The organism is Streptomyces sp. NBC_01445, from assembly GCF_035918235.1.
GTDB lineage: Bacteria > Actinomycetota > Actinomycetes > Streptomycetales > Streptomycetaceae > Streptomyces.
The window spans coordinates 880,417-896,969 of sequence record NZ_CP109485.1; the positions used below are offsets into that span (position 1 = coordinate 880,417).

Sequence of the window (16,553 nt, forward strand, 5' to 3'; positions counted from 1 at the left end):
ATGCAGATGGTGTCCATGTATGAGAATGGAGGCTAAGTCGGTGAACTGGCCGGGTCAATGGGTGAAGCGCCGCCGATTTACGATGACCGGCACCGGGAAGCAGGGGGACACAAGTGACATCAGGGGTTCGCGGGGTGAAGTCGGCACTGCGCACGGTCGCACTGCTGGAGCTGCTCGCGGCGAGGGACGACCGGCCCGCGCGCCTGGACGAACTCGCCGAGGAAATGGACGTGCCGCGCAGCAGCATGTACCAACTCCTGCGGACCCTCGTCGACTGCGGCTGGGTGCGCACGGACACCACCGGCTCGCTGTACGGAATCGGGATCCGCACCCTCCTCACCGGTACGAGCTACCTCGACAGCGACCCACACGTGCGTACCGTGCGCCCGTACCTCGACGAGGCGTCGGACGCGCTCGGCGAGACGATCCACCTGGCGCGGCTCGACGGTCCGTACGTCGTCTATCTCGCGACCCGCGAGTCCCACGAGTACCTGCGCACGATCAGCCGTGTCGGCCGCCGCGTCCCCGCGCACGCCGGCGCCCTCGGAAAGGCGTTGCTCGCGGAGCGTGCGGACAGTGAACTACCCCTCGGCGACGGCCCGTTGACCGCCCTCACGGAGAACACCCACACCGACCGCGCCGCGCTGCTCGCCGACCTGGCGGAGGTTCGCGAGCGGGGCTACTCCCTCGACCACGAGGAGACGGTGACCGGCATCGCGGGCTTCGGCTTCGCCCTGCGGTACGACGTGCCGGCGGTCGACGCCATCAGCTGCTCGGTCCCGGTCGCCCGCCTCACCGGGGAACGTCAGGAACGCGTCGTCGCCGTGATGCGGGACGTACAGACGAAGATCGAGGCGGTGTTGTCGCGTCGCTCGGGGGCGCCTGATTGGCGGTGAGTCGGTGCGACGGGGTGAGCTCTGAGCTTCGTCACAGGTGCCGGAGCAGGGCCTCCAACGCCGGATTGTCGTTGTTCTTGCGCCACACCAAGTTCAGCTCGACCGGCTTGGGCTCCCTCAGGTACAGCGGCTTGTACGTGATCCCGCTGAACCTCATCTGAGCCGCGGCCTCCGGGACCAGAGCGATGCCCCAGCCGGCGTTCACCATCGCCAGAATGCTGTGCACCTGGCTGAGGTACTGGGTGAAGACGGGTGCGACCTGGGCCGCGCGGAAGATGCTGACGAGCAGCTCATGGAAGTAGCGGGCCTCGACCGGCGAGTACATCAGCACCTGCTCCCCGTCGAAGTCCTCCACGCGCAGATCGCCCTCGCGCGCGGCCAGCGGATGACCGGTGGGCAGGGCGGCGAGCAGACCCTCCCTGACGGCGGGCCGGGTCTCCACATCGGGCCCGGTGTTCGCGGGGCGGATCATGCCCAGGTCGAGGGAGCCTTCGGTGATGGCCTCCAGCTGGTCGCGGGTGACCAGTTCGCGCAGCACGACCTCCACACGAGGCATGGCCGAGCGGGCCACTTCGAGCAGGGTGCCGAGGGCCGAGTTCGCGCTGGCCGCCGTGAATCCGATGGCGATGGCTCCGGCCTCACCGGCCGACACCTGCCGTACGGCGAGGGCCGCGTGCTCGGACTGGCGCAGGATGTGGCGCGCCTCGTTGAGGAAAGTCCGGCCTGCCGGGGTGAGCCGCACGGACCGGTTGGTGCGGTCGAGGAGCTGTACTCCGAGGTCGTGCTCGAGGAGCTGGATCTGCCGGCTCAGCGGGGGCTGCGTCATCTGCAGGCGCTCCGCGGCGCGGGTGAAGTGCAGTTCCTCGGCCACCGCCACGAAGCTCACAAGCTGTGCCAGCGTGAACAATGATTCCCTCCGGGTATCAGCGCATGCAAAATTGGTCTTGGACGTGGATCAATCGCCGACTTTAGCTTCAAGGGGAGTCAACGCCTCCGTCGGCCGCAGGGCGGCAGCCGCCCGCGCCGACATCAGCCCGCCCCCACCCGCCGACACGACCGGGCGCGCACAGCCTGCCGGCCGGTCGCATCCGCCTCACACCCCAGGGACACGCAGTGGTGACGAAGACCCACACGACCACCAACGCCGCGCACGTCGCAGGCGAGGCGACGCTCGACCGGATCTCCTGGATCAGGCTCTCCTCCGTATCGCTGCCGCTGGCCACGCCGATCAGCGACGCCAAGGTCCTCACCGGGCGCCAGAAGCCCATGACCGAAGTGGCGTTCCTTTTCGTGGAGTTGGAGACCGAGCAGGGGCACGAGGGCATCGGCTTCAGCTACTCCAAGCGGGCCGGCGGCCCCGGCCAGTTCGCCCACGCCAGGGAGATCGCCGACGATCTGCTCGGCGAGGACCCCAGCGACATCGGCAAGATCTGGACGAAGCTGGCGTGGTCCGGCGCCTCGGTGGGCCGCAGCGGTCTGGCCACACAGGCCATCGCCGCGTACGACGTGGCCCTGTGGGACCTCAAAGCCAAGCGGGCAGGCCTGCCGCTGGCCAAACTCCTGGGCGCCCACCGCGACTCCGTACGCTGCTACAACACCTCCGGCGGCTTCCTGCACACCCCGACCGAGCAGGTGCTCGACAACGCGTCCGCCTCCCTGGCGAGTGGCATCGGCGGCATCAAGATCAAGGTCGGCAGCCCCGACCGCAAGCAGGACCTGCGCCGCCTGACCGCCGTCCGCGAGCACATCGGCGACGACGCCCCGCTGATGGTCGACGCGAACCAGCAGTGGGACCGGCCGACCGCCCAGCGGATGGGCCGGGCCATGGAGGAGTTCGACCTCGTCTGGATCGAGGAGCCGCTCGACGCCTACGACGCCCAGGGGCACGCCGCGCTCGCCGCTTCGCTCGACACCCCCATCGCCACCGGCGAGATGCTCGCCAGCGTGGCCGAGCACTGGGAGCTCATCCGCAACAACGCGGCGGACATCATCCAGCCCGACGCCCCGCGCATCGGCGGCATCACGCAGTTCCTCAAGCTCGCGGCGCTCGCGGAGCACCACAACCTCCAGCTGGCACCGCACTTCGCCATGGAGATCCACCTCCACCTCGCGGCCGCCTATCCGATCGAGCCGTGGGTGGAGCACTTCGACTGGCTGGAGCCGCTGTTCAACGAGCGCCTCACCATCAGCGACGGCCGCATGCACGTCCCGTCCCGCCCCGGCCTCGGCATCACCCTCACCGACCAGGCCCGCGCCTGGACCCAGGCCACCCATGAGGTCGGCAAGCGCCACTGACGCCTCATGGCACAACGCTCACTCGTCCGGCGCCTCCTCAATCAAGGAGGCGCCGGACGCATGCCCGCACCTCCCCCGCTCACGTAATACCGATCCTGTATCACCGGATGCGAAATCAGTGTTGGACCGGCATGAGTCGTTGCTCGTAGCGTCGTCACCAGGGGCACCCATCACGCCCTACCTCGACTCCAGGAGCAGAACGCAGATGACGTCGTCCTACACCCCGTCAGAGCTCGGCAGGCGCATCGGATCCGGCCTGCTGTCCTTCCCCGTCACCCACTTCACGGCCGACGACCACTCCTTCGACGAGAGCGCCTACCGCGACAGCATCACGCGCCTGGCCGGGTACGAGGTGGGCGGCCTGTTCGCCGCCGGCGGCACCGGCGAGTTCTTCTCTCTGACGGGCGCCGAGGTCGAGCGCGTCGTCGCCGCAGCCGTGCAGAGCGCCCCCGAGTCGACGCCCATCCTGGCCCCGGCCGGATACGGCACACGTACGGCCGTCGAGTACGCGCAGGCCGCGGAACGCGCGGGCGCCGACGGCATCCTGCTCTTCCCGCCGTACCTCACCGAGGCCGGGCAGGAGGGCCTGGCCGACCACGTCGAGGCCGTGTGCCGCTCCACCTCGCTCGGCGTCATCGTCTACAGCCGCGCCAACGCCGTCTACACCGCACCCACGCTCGCCCGCATCGCCGACCGCTGCCCCAACCTCATCGGCTACAAGGACGGCGTCGGCGACATCGACACCATGACGCGGATCTACGCCCGCCTCGGCGAGCGCCTCACCTACATCGGCGGCCTGCCCACAGCGGAGACGTTCGCTCTCCCCTACCTCGAACTCGGCGTCACCACCTACTCGTCGGCCATCTTCAACTTCCTGCCCGAGTTCGCCCTCGAGTTCTACGGCGCCGTCCGCGAGCGCAAGCACGACACCGTCATCAAGCTCCTGGGCGACTTCGTCCTGCCGTACACCGAGATCCGCAACCGGCGGCCCGGCTACGCGGTGAGCATCGTGAAGGCGGGCATGACCGCGGTCGGCCACAGCGCGGGCCCGGTCCGACCGCCACTGACCGATCTGACTCCGGACGAACTGGCCGAGCTCGCCGCGCTGATCAACGGCCTGCCCACGGCCTGACGCCCCGCCGGAGTGCCCGCCACCGATGTGGCGGGCCGGCCGGTCACAGCTTGAACACCACTCCGCGCCACGTCCACCCCGCGCCGAGGATCGCGTTCTGCAACGGGGCCTTCATCTCCGCGGGGTCGAAGCGGAACACCTCCGTCTTGTGCAGGCGGCCGTCGGACCCCCGCTTGACCTCCCACTGCCGGCTCACCGTGGTCACCTGCCCTCGGGAGTACTCACGTGACCAGGCGAGCCTCGGCGTGTCCCCGACCCACGTGACCTCCCACTGCTCGTCGAGCGCGCGAACCTCATTGCTCTCCGGGACCAGACGCATCCTCGTCTTCAGCGTCCGGCTCATCTGGCTCCGCGAGAAGAAGGTGCGCCAGGCCGGTTCCATGACCCGCCACTCGGCGACGAGGTCGGCACTCTCGGCCGGGGTGCCATTGCGTACGACGTACGGCACGTCGGGCCCGTTGATCGCGAGCAGCGCGGCCCGGACCTCTCCGGCCGGGCGCGGTATGACACCGGCGTCGGGATGCCTGGTGCCGGTCAGTTTGTCGAAGAGACCCATCGGGTCAACCTACGGAGACACCCGCCGTACGGACAAGCTCGCCGCCGACCTGCGCCATGACCCTCGCGCAGACCAACTAGCGTTCCGCGCTTCGTCTTCGCCGGCACCGGGAGATCCACCCGCCGGCCTCCGTCGCGAGGCCCAGCACGAGTATCGAGCCCAGCACCGATGCCACGAGAGCCTGCGAAACGGCTGCCGCCCGCAAGTCCACCTCGAAGAAGCCGACGGCGGCCAGGCCGGGCAGCGCTGAGCCGACACCCAGCGCCACGACGATCCGACGTGTCCCGCCGGGAACGGAACTCCCCTGCGCCGCCCAGACCTTCAGGCTCTCCCGGAACCAGAACAACGCCAGAGCCGCCACTTCGAGGCCGGTGACCAACACCGCCAAGACAAGATCAATCACCCAACCCACCACGTCCCCATGCTTTCGCGCCGATCGGATCCTGGCCTGAGTACGGATACTCAGGACCCTGCGCGCAGGCGCGATTTTGCCGTCATTTTTGCATCCGACCGCACAACCATTTTATGAATGCCATTCGCGCGACGATGCGCAAAAAGAATTCGAAGAATGGTGGAACTGGCGGACCGCGAGTGCAGTCTTATCCCGTGACCAGGAGCCCGCAGGATTCTCTGCGGCACCGAATGACGGGGAAGGTTTCACCGACCATGCACGCTCGCACTCGCACCGCTCTTTTCGCCTCCGCCGCTATCGCGGCCACGCTCTCTCTCACCGCGATCACCCCGGCCCTGGCCGGCACGTCCGCCCACACCACGGCTGTCGCCGCCCCCGCACCGTCCCAGGGCGACCCGCGAAGCACCACCAACCGCGTCGCCGATTTCTACGGTGCGTACATCGACTCGATCTGGGACAACGAGGACCCGGCCGCCGGCGCCAACGCGAAGGCCCTGCGCTCCTTCTACCTGTCGACGGCAGCGCAGAAGAAGGTTGCCGCGTTCGAGGCGAAGGAGCACGCCGACGGGATCCTGTTCGCGCAGAACGTGCCCGTGAAGTGGAAGGTCGACTACACGGGCTCCGGCGCCGGCCACGCGACCTCGCTCGTCACGCTCACCTGGAGCGACGGCGCCAACCCCGAGGTCACCAAGATCAAGGTCCAGTCGGACCTCCAGACCCGCAAGATCACCGACCTGGCGGCCGTCAACTAGCCCGCGCCCGCCTGGCAGTGGCCCGTACCGGAGACGTCCGGTACGGGCCACGCGCATCTCCCTTTCACAGGGCATTCAAAAGCACGGCCGTCGATCGCAATCTCACGGGCCAGGCTTTATCGGCTCATCGCATTCGAGGGTGTAGGCGGGGTCTGAATCCACCGGTTTCAAGCAAGCTCCGGCGATGTGGTTGGTGAGGGCGGGACGCCGCTGGTGACCGCGTCGATTACGGCCTGCATCAAATGCTTGCCCTTGGCCTTGTCCCAGATCCCGGTAGGCAGCGATGGTCCGCTGGTAGACGCCCCAGGTCGCTTCGACCTCGACGTGCCCCTCGACGGCGAACACCGCCTCCAGTCGGGTGCGCTGCTTCTCGGTGAGAAGGCCCGCGCCGGTGTGCAAGGTGCGACGAAGTGCCGATGAACGTCGCCGATCAGTACACGTAGACGTACTGATTGAGGACGTTGATCGAAGGCGACGGATGGCTCTCAGTGGTGCCGTTGGGGTGCACCCAACGCGACAGATGTGTCGCAGGCGTGGGGCCCACTTGGATGTACCGAGGTAACGATCACTCCGCTGATCCGGGGTTTTTGCGCTGGTTGGCATTGAAGCGCGCCTTCTTCTGACGATTCCCGCACGTGTTCATGTCACACCACTTGCGGGTGCGACTCTGGCTGGTGTCGAAGAAGGCGGCTCGGCAGGTCGGTGATGCGCACAAGGCCAATTTTCCGTCTCGTTCGCCTGCGATGATGCTGATCGCGTCGGCGGCGATCACGCTGAGGGCATCTTCCACGCAGGAAGCCGGGCTGAGCCGCCATCGCCGCTCACCCTCGGGCGTCAGGATCGCCGCGGCCCGACCCTGAGTGCTGCAGTCATTGATGACTTGGACAGCAGACGCAGGGAGAGCGTCCTGGATCGCGGCCGCTGTCGCGGCGGCGTGAATCGACTCCCTCAGTTCCCGAGCGAGGTCGAGCTGAGCAGTCGTGCAGGACGCCACGGCGAGGCCGTTCACCGCCAGCCAGTCGACAAGTCGGTGCGGCGTCGGAATGCGCTCCACAGCGTTGCCATGACGCTCCGACAGAGTCCCCGTGAAGCTGGTCGCCAGCACGCTACCGAGGCGGAAGTCAGGGAACCCAGCACGCATGGAACCACCTTAGCCGGTTGCACGCCGGCATGAAGGCGCGGTAGAACCGCCTTAGCCGGTTCGCACTGGTTCGCAGCCGGTTCCACGATGGCCAGGAGGTCTCATGCCCCGTCCAACCAGCGACGTGCAAGCATTTGAAGCCCAGGCAACTGACGCTGACCTCGACGATCTGCGCGCGCGACTGGCCGCGGCGCGGCTGCCGGAGGCTGAGACGGTCTATCGCCCCGCGCCCGACCCCCGCCGATGGGAACAGGGCGTTCCTCTCGCCGACCTCGTGGACGTCGTGAACTACTGGCGCACCGGGTACGACTGGCGGTCGTTCGAAGCGCGCCTTAACCGGATCGGCCAGTTCCGCACGACCATTGACGGTCTGGGAATCCACTTCCTGCACCGCCGATCCGCGCGCGCAGATGCCACTCCGCTGATCTTGACGCACGGCTGGCCAGGCAGCATTGCCGAGTTCATCGATGTAGTGGACGAGCTGGCAGATCCGAAAGTTGCAGACGCGCCGGCGTTCCACGTCGTGGTCCCGTCGCTACCAGGCTTTGGTTACAGCGACAAGCCGGCCACCACCGGGTGGGGAATCGAAAAGATCGCGGCCGCATGGGTGGAACTGATGGGAAGACTCGGCTACAGCAAGTTCGCAGCCCACGGCGGCGACTGGGGAGGTAATGTCACCACGGTTCTCGGCGGCAGGTTCCCGGCGCACGTTCTCGGCATCCACACAACGTTCGCGTTGGCACCGCCCGGGTTGACAACGGACGGGCTGACGGCGGTCGAGCGCAAATGGACCGAGGAAACCCGCGATTTCTGGCGCCACCACCGGGCGTACGCGAAGCAGCAGGCGACCCGACCGCAGACCATCGGCTACTCGCTCGTCGACTCACCGGTCGGGCTTCTCGCCTGGATCCTTGACAAGTTCGCCGAGTGGTCAGACACCGAAGACAGCCCGTTCGAGACGATTTCCAGAGACAGAATTCTTGACGACGTCACCCTGTATTGGCTGACGCGGACCGGCGCATCGGCGGCCCGCATCTACTACGAATGCCCCAACTCGCTCGATCCCGAACTTCGGGTCGACGTCCCGTCAGCAATCACTATGTATCCCCGCGATATCGAGTCGCGCACTCCGCGCGCCTGGGCACAGGAGCGGTACCGACAGATCGTCCGATGGAGGTCGCCCGAAATCGGGGGGCATTTCCCGTCGCTGGAGGTTCCCGAGTATTTCGTGAAAGATCTACAAGAGGGCCTCGCGGCAGTGCTGGCCGCTAATCGGTGAACACGGCTGGGCGCCGGCACTCGATCACCGCCCACGTGCTGCCGTCTCGATGGTCGGTCAGGCTTCCGTGCCGCCCACAGCAGCAGTCCCGGCGTCCACAACGTCAGTGCAACGCAAGCCCGTTGACTCGGCCGGATTGACTGCCCAGCAAACAACAGAGGGCAAGGAGAGTGTCCACTCCCTTGCCCTCTTCAACATATAGCGCACAGGGGGCCTTGCGGCAAGGCCCCCGTCTTACCGCAGAATGGCCGGCCTGGGCCAGGACCTGCGGAAGTCAGAGATTCGCGTAGTACATGCACTTTGTTCATGTATGGGGCATACGTGAATCTCGCCATCGTCGCCATCGTCGTCATCGCTGCCGGACTTCGCGGACCGCCCGGCCCGTATTCAACTCGTCACGTAGGGGATTTCATGATCGACGTCATCGTTGTGGGCAGCGGACCGACCGGCTTGATGCTGGCCGGCGAGCTGCGGCTGCACGGCGTGAACGTGGTCGTGCTGGAGAAGCTGAACGAGCCGACAAAGGAGTCCCGCGGGCAGGGCCTGCACGCGCGCAGCGTGGAGATGATGGACCAGCGCGGCCTGCTTGACCGGTTCCTCGAGGTCGGCGAGAAGTTCAGCGTCGGCGGTCTCTTCGGCGGCATCATCAAGCCGTGGCCGGACCAGTTGGACACCGCTCACCCGTTCGGCGTCAAGGCCTGGCAGCCGGTCACCGAGCGGCTGCTCAATGAGCGTGCGCTCGAACTCGGCGCGGAGATCCGGCGCGGGTGTGAGGTGGCCGTGGTGAGCCAGGACGAAGACGGGGTGAGCGTCGAGCTGACCGACGGCACGCAACTGCGCTCGCGCTTCCTCGTCGGGTGCGACGGCGGCCGCAGCGTGGTGCGCAAGCAGGTCGGCGTCGGCTTCCCCGGCGAGCCCGCCACGGTCGAGACGCTGCTGGGCGAAATGGGGGCGACCGAGGACCCGGAGTCGATTGCCGCCGTCGTCGAGGAGGTCCGCAAGACTCAACTGCGGTTCGGTCTCATCCCCCAGGGGGACGGGATATACCGCATCAGCGTGCCCGCCGCGGAAGTGGCCGAGGACCGTGCGACCGCGCCGACCCTCGACGATTTCAAGCAGCAGCTGCTGGCGATCGCCGGCACCGACTTCGGCGTGCACTCGCCGCGCTGGCTGTCCCGGTTCGGCGATGCCACCCGGCAGGCGGAGCGCTACCGGGTCGGCCGGGTGTTCCTTGTCGGCGACGCGGCACACATCCACCCGCCGACCGGCGGGCAGGGGCTCAACCTCGGCGTCCAGGACGCCTTCAACCTCGGCTGGAAACTAGCCGCAGCGGTCAACGGCTGGGCGCCGGAAGGGCTGTTGGACACCTACCACGCCGAGCGGCACCCGGTGGGTGCCCGTGTGCTGGACAACACCCGTGCGCAGATCACCCTGCTGGGCACCGATCCGGGCGCGGCCGCGCTGCGGGAGCTGCTCTCGAAGCTGATGGACTTCGAGGAGGTGAACCGGTACGTGACCGGGATCATCACCGCGGTCGGGGTCAGCTACGACTTCGGCGAGGGCCACGAACTGCTCGGCCGTCGAATGCGGGACGTGGAGTTGAAGCGGGGCCGCCTGTACGAGCTGATGCACGACGGCCGCGGGCTGCTCCTCGACCGGACAGGCAGCCTCTCGGTGGAGGGCTGGGCGGACCGGGTCGACCACGTCGTCGACGTCAGCGAGCAACTGGACGTGCCCGCGGTACTGCTGCGGCCGGACGGTCACGTGGCGTGGGTCGGCGAGGATCAGCCGGATCTGCTCAGCCACTTGTCCAAGTGGTTCGGTACTGCTGCCAGTTGAGCGCGCAGGCTCGGACGGGAGCGCGGCAATCGTGAAGTGAGACAGCAGGTCGCGGCAGCACCTCAGCAGCACCGGCCCCGTCGGTTGAGCGACGGGGCGGCGCGGGGGACGGCCGCGATGGGTTGTCCCCCGCGACCTGCACAGGAGAGAGATGAACGACGGAATCGGCTGGATCGCCCGCGAAGAGATCGCCTGGACCGGCTACTGCATCACGCTGGCACGCGGCCTGGAGCCCGAGGAACTGGTCAGGCGTCTCGCGGGGAACACGGCCCCTGCCCCTCTGGGCGACTGCACCGGCTACGACCTGGACGCCCAACTGACCCAAGCCGCTCCACGGCTCATGGCCACCGCCGCGGCCCATCGCTCGACCAGGGCCCGAATCTGCCGCTCGTCGTCCGTCATGGCCGGCTCACCATCCCTTCGACGCGCGGCTCGCTCGCCTCAGTCGCCGCGTCTCCACGCCCCGTACGTCTCGCCCCCCACGCTCATACGCTAGCTCCGTTCGTGTGCGCCCGGGCCCTGGCCTCCGTGGCCAACCCGGCCGTCACCACCAGTAGACCGGCGGTCACACCGAAGGCGGCGGTGAGGCCGTTCAGCCACGCGTAGCCACTGCTGCTGGGGTACGTGGTTCCGTCGTCCAGCACGCAGTCGAAGCGCAGCGGCACATAGGAAGTCCGGTGCCCGACCAGGTGCTGGAGGGTGCTGTCGTCGACGGCGTCGCGGCACGAGGGCGCCGGAGACGAGGAGGCGCCGCTCTCCGACTCGTGTTCGGACAGCTGCACCGCGCCGAGCCCCAGCACGTACAGGCCGGCTGCCGCTGCCGCCGCCATCGCGGCACACCATCGCAGCAGATCCAGCGACCAGTCCGCGCGGCGGCCGGGAAGGGCGACGGAGACGAACTTGACGACCACAGCGACGACCCAGACGGGGATCGCGACCAGAGCGGGCAGTGCCAGAAAGACGAACACGAGCCAGGCACCCTTCACAGGCGTTCGGCGCGGACGAGTTCATGGAGCGCAGCTCGCCGCCTTGCCCGGAGTAGACCTTCGAAGGCATCAACAGGTTGTGGTCATCGCCTGTTCGTCACGGGTGTGCGTTCACCGAGTGGTACTCCCGGTACCAGGTAGATCCGCGCCGGGCGGTGCACAGTGGAGTCATGGCGACCACGGAGTTCGGGCACACGGTGCGGCGCTGGCGTGACCGCGTCCCGCCGGAGGCGGCCGGGCTGCCCGTCGGCGGTGGCCGGCGCGCGCCCGGGCTGCGCCGCGAGGAACTCGCCCTGCTGGCCGGTATCTCCGTCGATTACGTCACCCGCCTCGAACAGGGCCGCGCGACCAACCCCTCCGAGCAGGTCGTCGAGGCGCTGGGCCGGGCGCTGCGTGTGTCCGCGACCGAGCGTGAGCACCTGTTCCACCTGGCCGGTCTCGTACCGCCGGGGCAGGGCACGGTGCCCGCCTTCATCACGCCGAGTGTCCAGCGGATGCTGGACCGGCTGACCGGGACGCCCGTCGCGGTCTCCGACGCCACCTGGACGCTGCTGCTGGCCAACCCCCTGTACACGGCGTTGATGGGTGAGCGGCACGGCGACGAGCGCAACGCGGTGTGGCGCAACTTCCTCGGCGCGGCCGGCCGCGTCCGCCACACGCCGGAGTCCCTGCGCGCTCTCGAGACGGCGCAGGTCTCCGACTTGCGTGCCGCGGCGAGCCGCTATCCGCAGGACCAGCGGCTGCGGCGCCTGATCGCGGAACTGCGCGCAAACAGTGACCGGTTCGCCGAGCTGTGGGATTCCGGCGCTGTCGGGCAGGCCGCGGCGTCGCGCAAGACCATCGATCATCCCGAAGTGGGCGCCCTGACGCTGGACTGCGACATCCTCAGCGTCGCGGGCACCGGCCTGCGCATCATCATCTACACCGCCGAGCCCGGCACCAAGGACGCCGAGCGCCTCGCGCTCCTCGGCGTCATCGGCACCCAGACACTCGCCGGACACCAGTTGGGCGCTCAGTGGCCGTAGGGCGGCTCGAAGCAGCCGGTCTCCATGTACGGGCCATTGACACTGACCTCGTAGTTCGTCTCCTGCACGAACGCCGTGACGCATGCGTCGGCATGCACGCGAAGGCCGACCTGTGCGCCTTCGGGCGTGACGTACTGGTCGGTCTCGTAGCGCGCGTCCATCCCTCGCACGCTCAGCGTCCCGCCGGCCCGCTCGCCCACGTCGCCGCTCCCCTCCTGCGCGTAACCGAGCTCGAGGAGTGCCGCGCGGACGCTCTCGGGGTCCCACTCCTTCTGCCCCCAGAGGCGTTTGAGCACGGGCTCGATGCGGGCGGCTTCCCGCCGCGCGTCCTTTTCACTGGCGGGCGACATGTCGCCGGCGCGGCGGTAGGCGTTGTTGTCGCCGATGTGCGGCGCGCCGTCGACCACTCCGGGCTCCACATAGGGGGAAGCGGAAGGAGGCGTCGTGGCGGAAGAGGGCGAGGGAGGCGGGCTGGAACTCGCGGATGAGGTCGGCAGTCCGGCCGCTGTGTCCGCGGCGTGCTCCTCGCCGCAGCCGGTCAGCGTCATGGCGGCAGCGCTCAGCAGGAGTGCGAGCGCGGCGCACCGTCTGCGCTGCGGCGTCGTCAAGGTCAGCATGGACGAGACTCTGCCATTGCCGGGCCGGCCGTGGGGGCCGCCGAGCCATGGTGTCCGCGAATGCGTGACACCGCGTCCGGGCCGTGGGCCGGTCCTCATCCGGCGGCGGTCCGGTATTCCTTCGGAGGCGATCCGTACCTGCCGCGGAAGGCGTGGCTGAAGTGGAACGGCCCCGCGAAGCCCGAGGCCGCGGCCACCTGGGCCACGGTGAGTTCGGTACCCGTCAGCAGGCACGCCGCATGCTGCAGCCGCGCCTCCCGCAGGGCCCGCATCGGCGTGGAGCCGGTCTCCTCGGCGAACAGGTGGGCGAACCGTGAGGGTGACAGGGCCACCGCCGCGGCCAGGGAGTCGACGGTGTGCGCGGCTGCCGGGTCGGCGTCGATCAGGGCCTGGGCGCGACGCACGCGCGCGTCGCCGGGGCCGGTGATGCCGGACGGGGAGGTGGCGAGCAGCAGGGCGCGCTCCACGGAGCCCAGGGCCAGCGCGGCGGCGTCCGGGCCCGTCGCCACCGAGGCCGGGACGGTGCGGCGCGTGGCGCTCATCGGGCGCGGCGGAGCGCCGGCGCCGGTCCAGCGACTGTCGGCGTGCGCCTGCCGCAGCGCCGCGGCGACGCCGGTACGGGCTCCGGGGTGGACATTGGGCATCACGTGGCAGCCGCTGCCGAGGTCGTACGGGCGGAGGCGCTGCTCCCAGCCGGGGCGCAGCAGGAAATGGGCCCACCACAGGCCCCAGTGCTCGGCGTCCGGCGCGGTCCGGTAGGTGTGATGCACACCCGGCGCGAGCAGCACCAGGCTCCCGGGTCCCGCAACCGTCCCGGCGCCGCCCTGGCGGACGTGACCGGCACCGGACTCGGTCCACAACAGGAGCCAGCTCGGGGCGCCGGCCGTCCTGCGGACCGCGTAGTCGGGCTGCCCGTCGTAGCGGCCGACGATCAGGACACCCGAGGGCGGCGCAGCAGTTTCACGAAGGTCTGTGGCGGACACGCGCATAGCCTGGCACACCGGAGCGGTTCTACGGTCGCTGTATGAACACAGTCGACATCTCGAACTTCGAGGCCTCGGGCTACGCGATCGCCCGCCAGCTCCTGTCACGCGAAGAGGTGGCCGCGCTCACCGACAGCTTCATGGAATATCCCCAACGAGGCGCCGTACCAGGTCACTTCCAGCCGTCGGCGCAGAATCCCGACGGCCCGCACGATCCACTGCGCGAGTACCCACGCATCATGCACCCCCACCTGATCGACGACACCGCCATGCGTTACCTGCTCGACCCGAGGATCACCGCGATCGTCGCCGAGCTGATCGACGAGGAGCCGATAGCAGCGCAGAGCATGCTGTACTTCAAGCCTCCCGGCGCCCGCGGGCAGGCGCTGCACCAGGACAACTTCTATCTGCGGGTCGAGCCGGGCACCTGCGTCGCGGCGTGGGTGGCGCTCGACCACGTGGACCGCGACAACGGAGGGCTCGAAGTCGTCCCCGGCACGCACCTCATGGACCTCTTCTGCCCCGAGGAGGCCGACCCCGACACGTACTTCACGAGGGAGTACGTGCCACCGCCGGCGGGCCTCGCGCGCGTGCCCGTCGACATGGAGCCGGGCGACGTCCTCTTCTTCAACGGCAGCCTGGTCCACGGCTCCGAGCCGAACACGACCACGGACCGGTTCCGCCGCAGCTTCGTGTGCCACTACGCCCCGCGTTCGGCCCGCCGCATCGCCCGCCACTACCGCACGTTCACACTGGAGGGCCAGGAGGTCTTCCTGGCCGAGGCCGAGGGGGGCGGCCCCTGCGGTACGGAGTTCCCGGTCACGTCGCCGCACTAGCGGCTCTCGTTCGGATCATGCCGGGTTCGCGGGGCCTGGCACGCCCTCCCCAAGTCTGGCCGCGAGGGCCGCCGACGCGCTCATCCTCGCCGCAGAGGACGCCGGGGCGACCGCGCCGCAGCACTGGCCCAGTGGCAGCCGTGCATCCTCCGGCACGAGGTGGAGCACGGCGGCGGCCGCCCTCGGTGACGGGGTCAGCGCTGCGGCGGCTTGATCAGGTACATCCGGCGGGCCAGATCCAGCGCGGTCAGCAGCACGAAAACCCCGTTCCACCGGTATTCACGGCGCTGCTGCCACACCTCGCCGGTACCGCTCGGGTCGGCGGCGCGTGCCTGAATCACGACCTGGGACCGCTGGTCCCAGCTCGTGATCTCGTCCGCGTGGCTGCGCACCTCCCAGTCCCTCCCGCCACGGATCGCCTGGGTGATGTACGCGGGAATCGCCTGGAACCGCGCCCCTTCTGCCAGGGCCACGGCCAGCGCCTCGACTCCGGTCGCCAGTGTGTGGGTGCTCGTGTTCGGGTCATGATGGAAGATGTCGCGCACCGCGTTCCGCAGGCGGCCCCGGCTGATCGTGGTTCCGGAGAGATTCCGGTAGTTGACGCCCCAGCCGAAGTGCTCCCTGCGGACGCCCGGGTACACATTGCCCGGGATCATGTCCCTCGTGCGGCCGTCCACCTGCTCGGTGAACGTGTAGAAGACCCGGCGGCTCGCGTCCCTGTTCTCCACGTAGAAGCCCAGCAGATAGCTGTCGGACCGGCGGAAGACTCCTCGGACCATGCCACCCAGGATGAACTCGTCCTCGGTGAACCGTCCGATGTTGATCGACTGGAAGGCATTGGGGTCGGGGTTCTGGATCAGGTGGCCGGCGCCGGGCCGTCGGACGCTCTCGTCCCCCAGCATCGCGTTGCGGACGTTCGCGACCGTGCGGGTGTAGAGGTCGGCGAAATCCTCGTCCTCCGTCACCGCCCTCGGGTGCGCCTGCTCCTGGGGCTGTGGCTGGGCCCGGGCGCTGTGGTCCTGCCCGGTCCGGGCCGGTGCGCCGTAGGTGACCGCCCCTCCCGCGCCCAGCGTGCCCGCCAGCACCGAAACCACCACAGCCGCGCTGACCAACCGCCGCCGCACCGGCCCGCGTTCAGACCGTTCGGCCCGTTCAACCCTTCGCGTCATCTCTTCGGTGTCTCCCATGTCAGGCCCAGAACTCGAACTCGGCCTGCAGCGTGCCCCTGGTGACCCGGCCCCCGTCGCTGTAGTAGAGGGCCTTGTACTCCGCGCCCTTCGTCAGGTTCGCGTCGATCAGCGTCGAGCCGTACGCGCCGCAGTTGGCGTTGCCGCAGGCCCAGTCCCACGTGACGCGTTTGCCGTTGCTGTCCTGGATCTCGATCCAGTCCCAGCCGTTGTACGGATCCCGCCCCGAGGGCGCCACCCAGGTGACACTGACCCCCTTGACGTGGGACTGGTACCAATAGCCCCTGAACTGAGCCGGCGATACTTCACTGATCAGGTAGTCGGTGTTGATCTTTCCTGGATGCGGGTCCTCGGGACCATCGCTCCGGACCGTCGGCGGCTGCCAGTGCTCACGCGCCGAATCGGCCGCCGGAACCGCCTGCACAGCGGCCGTCGTCGGCTCCTCCGAACCCTGCGACGCCGCGGAAGCCGTCCCCAGCGCCACCGCGGACACACTCGCGAGCACCCCGGCCATGACCGCGGCCCGCCGCCGGGGCGGGTTCGCCCCGGCCCATAAGGAAGAAGCCTTTCCCGTACCTCGCGTGCGGAACAACATGCGTACTTCACCTCGCTGTCGA

Annotated in this window: 18 protein-coding genes and 1 pseudogene; 9 read left to right on the top strand and 10 right to left on the bottom strand. The window is 68.9% G+C overall.

Going from position 1 to position 16,553, the window contains the following annotated elements; genetic code table 11:
- Nucleotides 1–134 precede the first annotated feature (134 nt).
- Nucleotides 135–896 (top strand): IclR family transcriptional regulator, encoded by a 762-nt coding sequence (locus OG574_RS04330; protein ID WP_326771934.1) that lies wholly within the window; start codon nt 135–137, stop codon nt 894–896.
- A gap of 31 nt (nt 897–927) precedes the next feature.
- Here OG574_RS04330 and OG574_RS04335 read toward each other — a convergent pair whose 3' ends face one another.
- Nucleotides 928–1,803, bottom strand: a complete 876-nt coding sequence (locus OG574_RS04335) for a LysR substrate-binding domain-containing protein (RefSeq protein WP_326771935.1) — start codon at nt 1,801–1,803, stop codon at nt 928–930.
- Nucleotides 1,804–2,009: 206 nt separating this feature from the next.
- Here OG574_RS04335 and OG574_RS04340 point away from each other — a divergent pair, with 206 nt between their 5' ends.
- Both OG574_RS04340 and kdgD read left to right on the top strand, forming a co-directional pair.
- Complete coding sequence (locus tag OG574_RS04340) at nt 2,010–3,191, top strand: L-talarate/galactarate dehydratase (RefSeq protein WP_326771936.1); 1,182 nt, start codon at nt 2,010–2,012, stop codon at nt 3,189–3,191.
- Between the two features lie 205 nt (nt 3,192–3,396).
- Nucleotides 3,397–4,323, top strand: coding sequence for a 5-dehydro-4-deoxyglucarate dehydratase (kdgD, locus tag OG574_RS04345; protein ID WP_326771937.1), 927 nt, complete (start codon nt 3,397–3,399; stop codon nt 4,321–4,323).
- 43 nt (nt 4,324–4,366) lie between these two features.
- Here the strand turns inward: kdgD and OG574_RS04350 are convergent, their stop codons facing one another.
- The gene (locus OG574_RS04350; protein ID WP_326771938.1) at nt 4,367–4,879 is read right to left on the bottom strand and encodes a hypothetical protein; all 513 of its coding nucleotides are present in this window, start codon (nt 4,877–4,879) and stop codon (nt 4,367–4,369) included.
- A 76-nt stretch (nt 4,880–4,955) separates the two neighbouring features.
- Complete coding sequence (locus OG574_RS04355; protein ID WP_326771939.1) at nt 4,956–5,294, bottom strand: DUF6234 family protein; 339 nt, start codon at nt 5,292–5,294, stop codon at nt 4,956–4,958.
- 251 nt (nt 5,295–5,545) lie between these two features.
- Here OG574_RS04355 and OG574_RS04360 point away from each other — a divergent pair, with 251 nt between their 5' ends.
- Nucleotides 5,546–6,043, top strand: coding sequence for a hypothetical protein (locus tag OG574_RS04360; RefSeq protein WP_326771940.1), 498 nt, complete (start codon nt 5,546–5,548; stop codon nt 6,041–6,043).
- Nucleotides 6,044–6,243: 200 nt separating this feature from the next.
- Here OG574_RS04360 and OG574_RS04365 read toward each other — a convergent pair.
- Both OG574_RS04365 and OG574_RS04370 read right to left on the bottom strand, forming a co-directional pair.
- Nucleotides 6,244–6,451: pseudogene (locus OG574_RS04365) on the bottom strand (ISL3 family transposase); the annotation flags it as partial.
- A 157-nt stretch (nt 6,452–6,608) separates the two neighbouring features.
- Nucleotides 6,609–7,184 carry a CGNR zinc finger domain-containing protein gene (locus OG574_RS04370; RefSeq protein ID WP_326771941.1) on the bottom strand — a complete coding sequence of 192 codons (576 nt, stop codon included), beginning with the start codon at nt 7,182–7,184 and terminating at the stop codon, nt 6,609–6,611.
- Between the two features lie 103 nt (nt 7,185–7,287).
- On the opposite strand from OG574_RS04370, the gene OG574_RS04375 reads away from it, so the two are divergent.
- The 3 genes from OG574_RS04375 to OG574_RS04385 all read left to right on the top strand — a co-directional run bounded on the left by OG574_RS04375 (nt 7,288) and on the right by OG574_RS04385 (nt 10,798).
- Complete coding sequence (locus OG574_RS04375; protein ID WP_326771942.1) at nt 7,288–8,463, top strand: epoxide hydrolase family protein; 1,176 nt, start codon at nt 7,288–7,290, stop codon at nt 8,461–8,463.
- A gap of 411 nt (nt 8,464–8,874) precedes the next feature.
- Nucleotides 8,875–10,302, top strand: coding sequence for a rifampin monooxygenase (rox, locus tag OG574_RS04380; RefSeq protein ID WP_326778359.1), 1,428 nt, complete (start codon nt 8,875–8,877; stop codon nt 10,300–10,302).
- A gap of 151 nt (nt 10,303–10,453) precedes the next feature.
- Nucleotides 10,454–10,798, top strand: a complete 345-nt coding sequence (locus OG574_RS04385) for a DUF6461 domain-containing protein (RefSeq protein WP_326771943.1) — start codon at nt 10,454–10,456, stop codon at nt 10,796–10,798.
- On the opposite strand, the gene OG574_RS04390 is transcribed toward OG574_RS04385, so the two are convergent.
- On the bottom strand, nt 10,788–11,270 hold the full coding sequence (locus OG574_RS04390) for a hypothetical protein (RefSeq protein ID WP_326771944.1): 483 nt from the start codon (nt 11,268–11,270) through the stop codon (nt 10,788–10,790). The genes OG574_RS04385 and OG574_RS04390 overlap by 11 nt on opposite strands.
- Nucleotides 11,271–11,458: 188 nt before the next feature.
- Between OG574_RS04390 and OG574_RS04395 the strand changes: the two genes are divergently transcribed.
- Nucleotides 11,459–12,313: a helix-turn-helix transcriptional regulator gene (locus OG574_RS04395; protein ID WP_326771945.1), complete on the top strand. Its 855-nt coding sequence runs from the start codon at nt 11,459–11,461 to the stop codon at nt 12,311–12,313.
- On the opposite strand, the gene OG574_RS04400 is transcribed toward OG574_RS04395, so the two are convergent.
- Both OG574_RS04400 and OG574_RS04405 read right to left on the bottom strand, forming a co-directional pair.
- Entirely contained in the window at nt 12,301–12,930 is a 630-nt protein-coding gene (locus OG574_RS04400; RefSeq protein WP_326771946.1) for a hypothetical protein, read from the bottom strand. The genes OG574_RS04395 and OG574_RS04400 overlap by 13 nt on opposite strands.
- A 95-nt stretch (nt 12,931–13,025) precedes the next feature.
- Nucleotides 13,026–13,919, bottom strand: a complete 894-nt coding sequence (locus OG574_RS04405) for a helix-turn-helix domain-containing protein (RefSeq protein ID WP_326771947.1) — start codon at nt 13,917–13,919, stop codon at nt 13,026–13,028.
- A 35-nt stretch (nt 13,920–13,954) separates the two neighbouring features.
- Between OG574_RS04405 and OG574_RS04410 the strand changes: the two genes are divergently transcribed.
- On the top strand, nt 13,955–14,749 hold the full coding sequence (locus tag OG574_RS04410) for a phytanoyl-CoA dioxygenase family protein (protein ID WP_326771948.1): 795 nt from the start codon (nt 13,955–13,957) through the stop codon (nt 14,747–14,749).
- Nucleotides 14,750–14,943: 194 nt separating this feature from the next.
- Here the strand turns inward: OG574_RS04410 and OG574_RS04415 are convergent, their stop codons facing one another.
- Both OG574_RS04415 and OG574_RS04420 read right to left on the bottom strand, forming a co-directional pair.
- Nucleotides 14,944–15,843 (bottom strand): ribosome-inactivating family protein, encoded by a 900-nt coding sequence (locus OG574_RS04415; RefSeq protein ID WP_326771949.1) that lies wholly within the window; start codon nt 15,841–15,843, stop codon nt 14,944–14,946.
- 94 nt (nt 15,844–15,937) lie between these two features.
- Nucleotides 15,938–16,531, bottom strand: coding sequence for a hypothetical protein (locus OG574_RS04420; protein WP_326771950.1), 594 nt, complete (start codon nt 16,529–16,531; stop codon nt 15,938–15,940).
- Nucleotides 16,532–16,553: the final 22 nt, after the last annotated feature.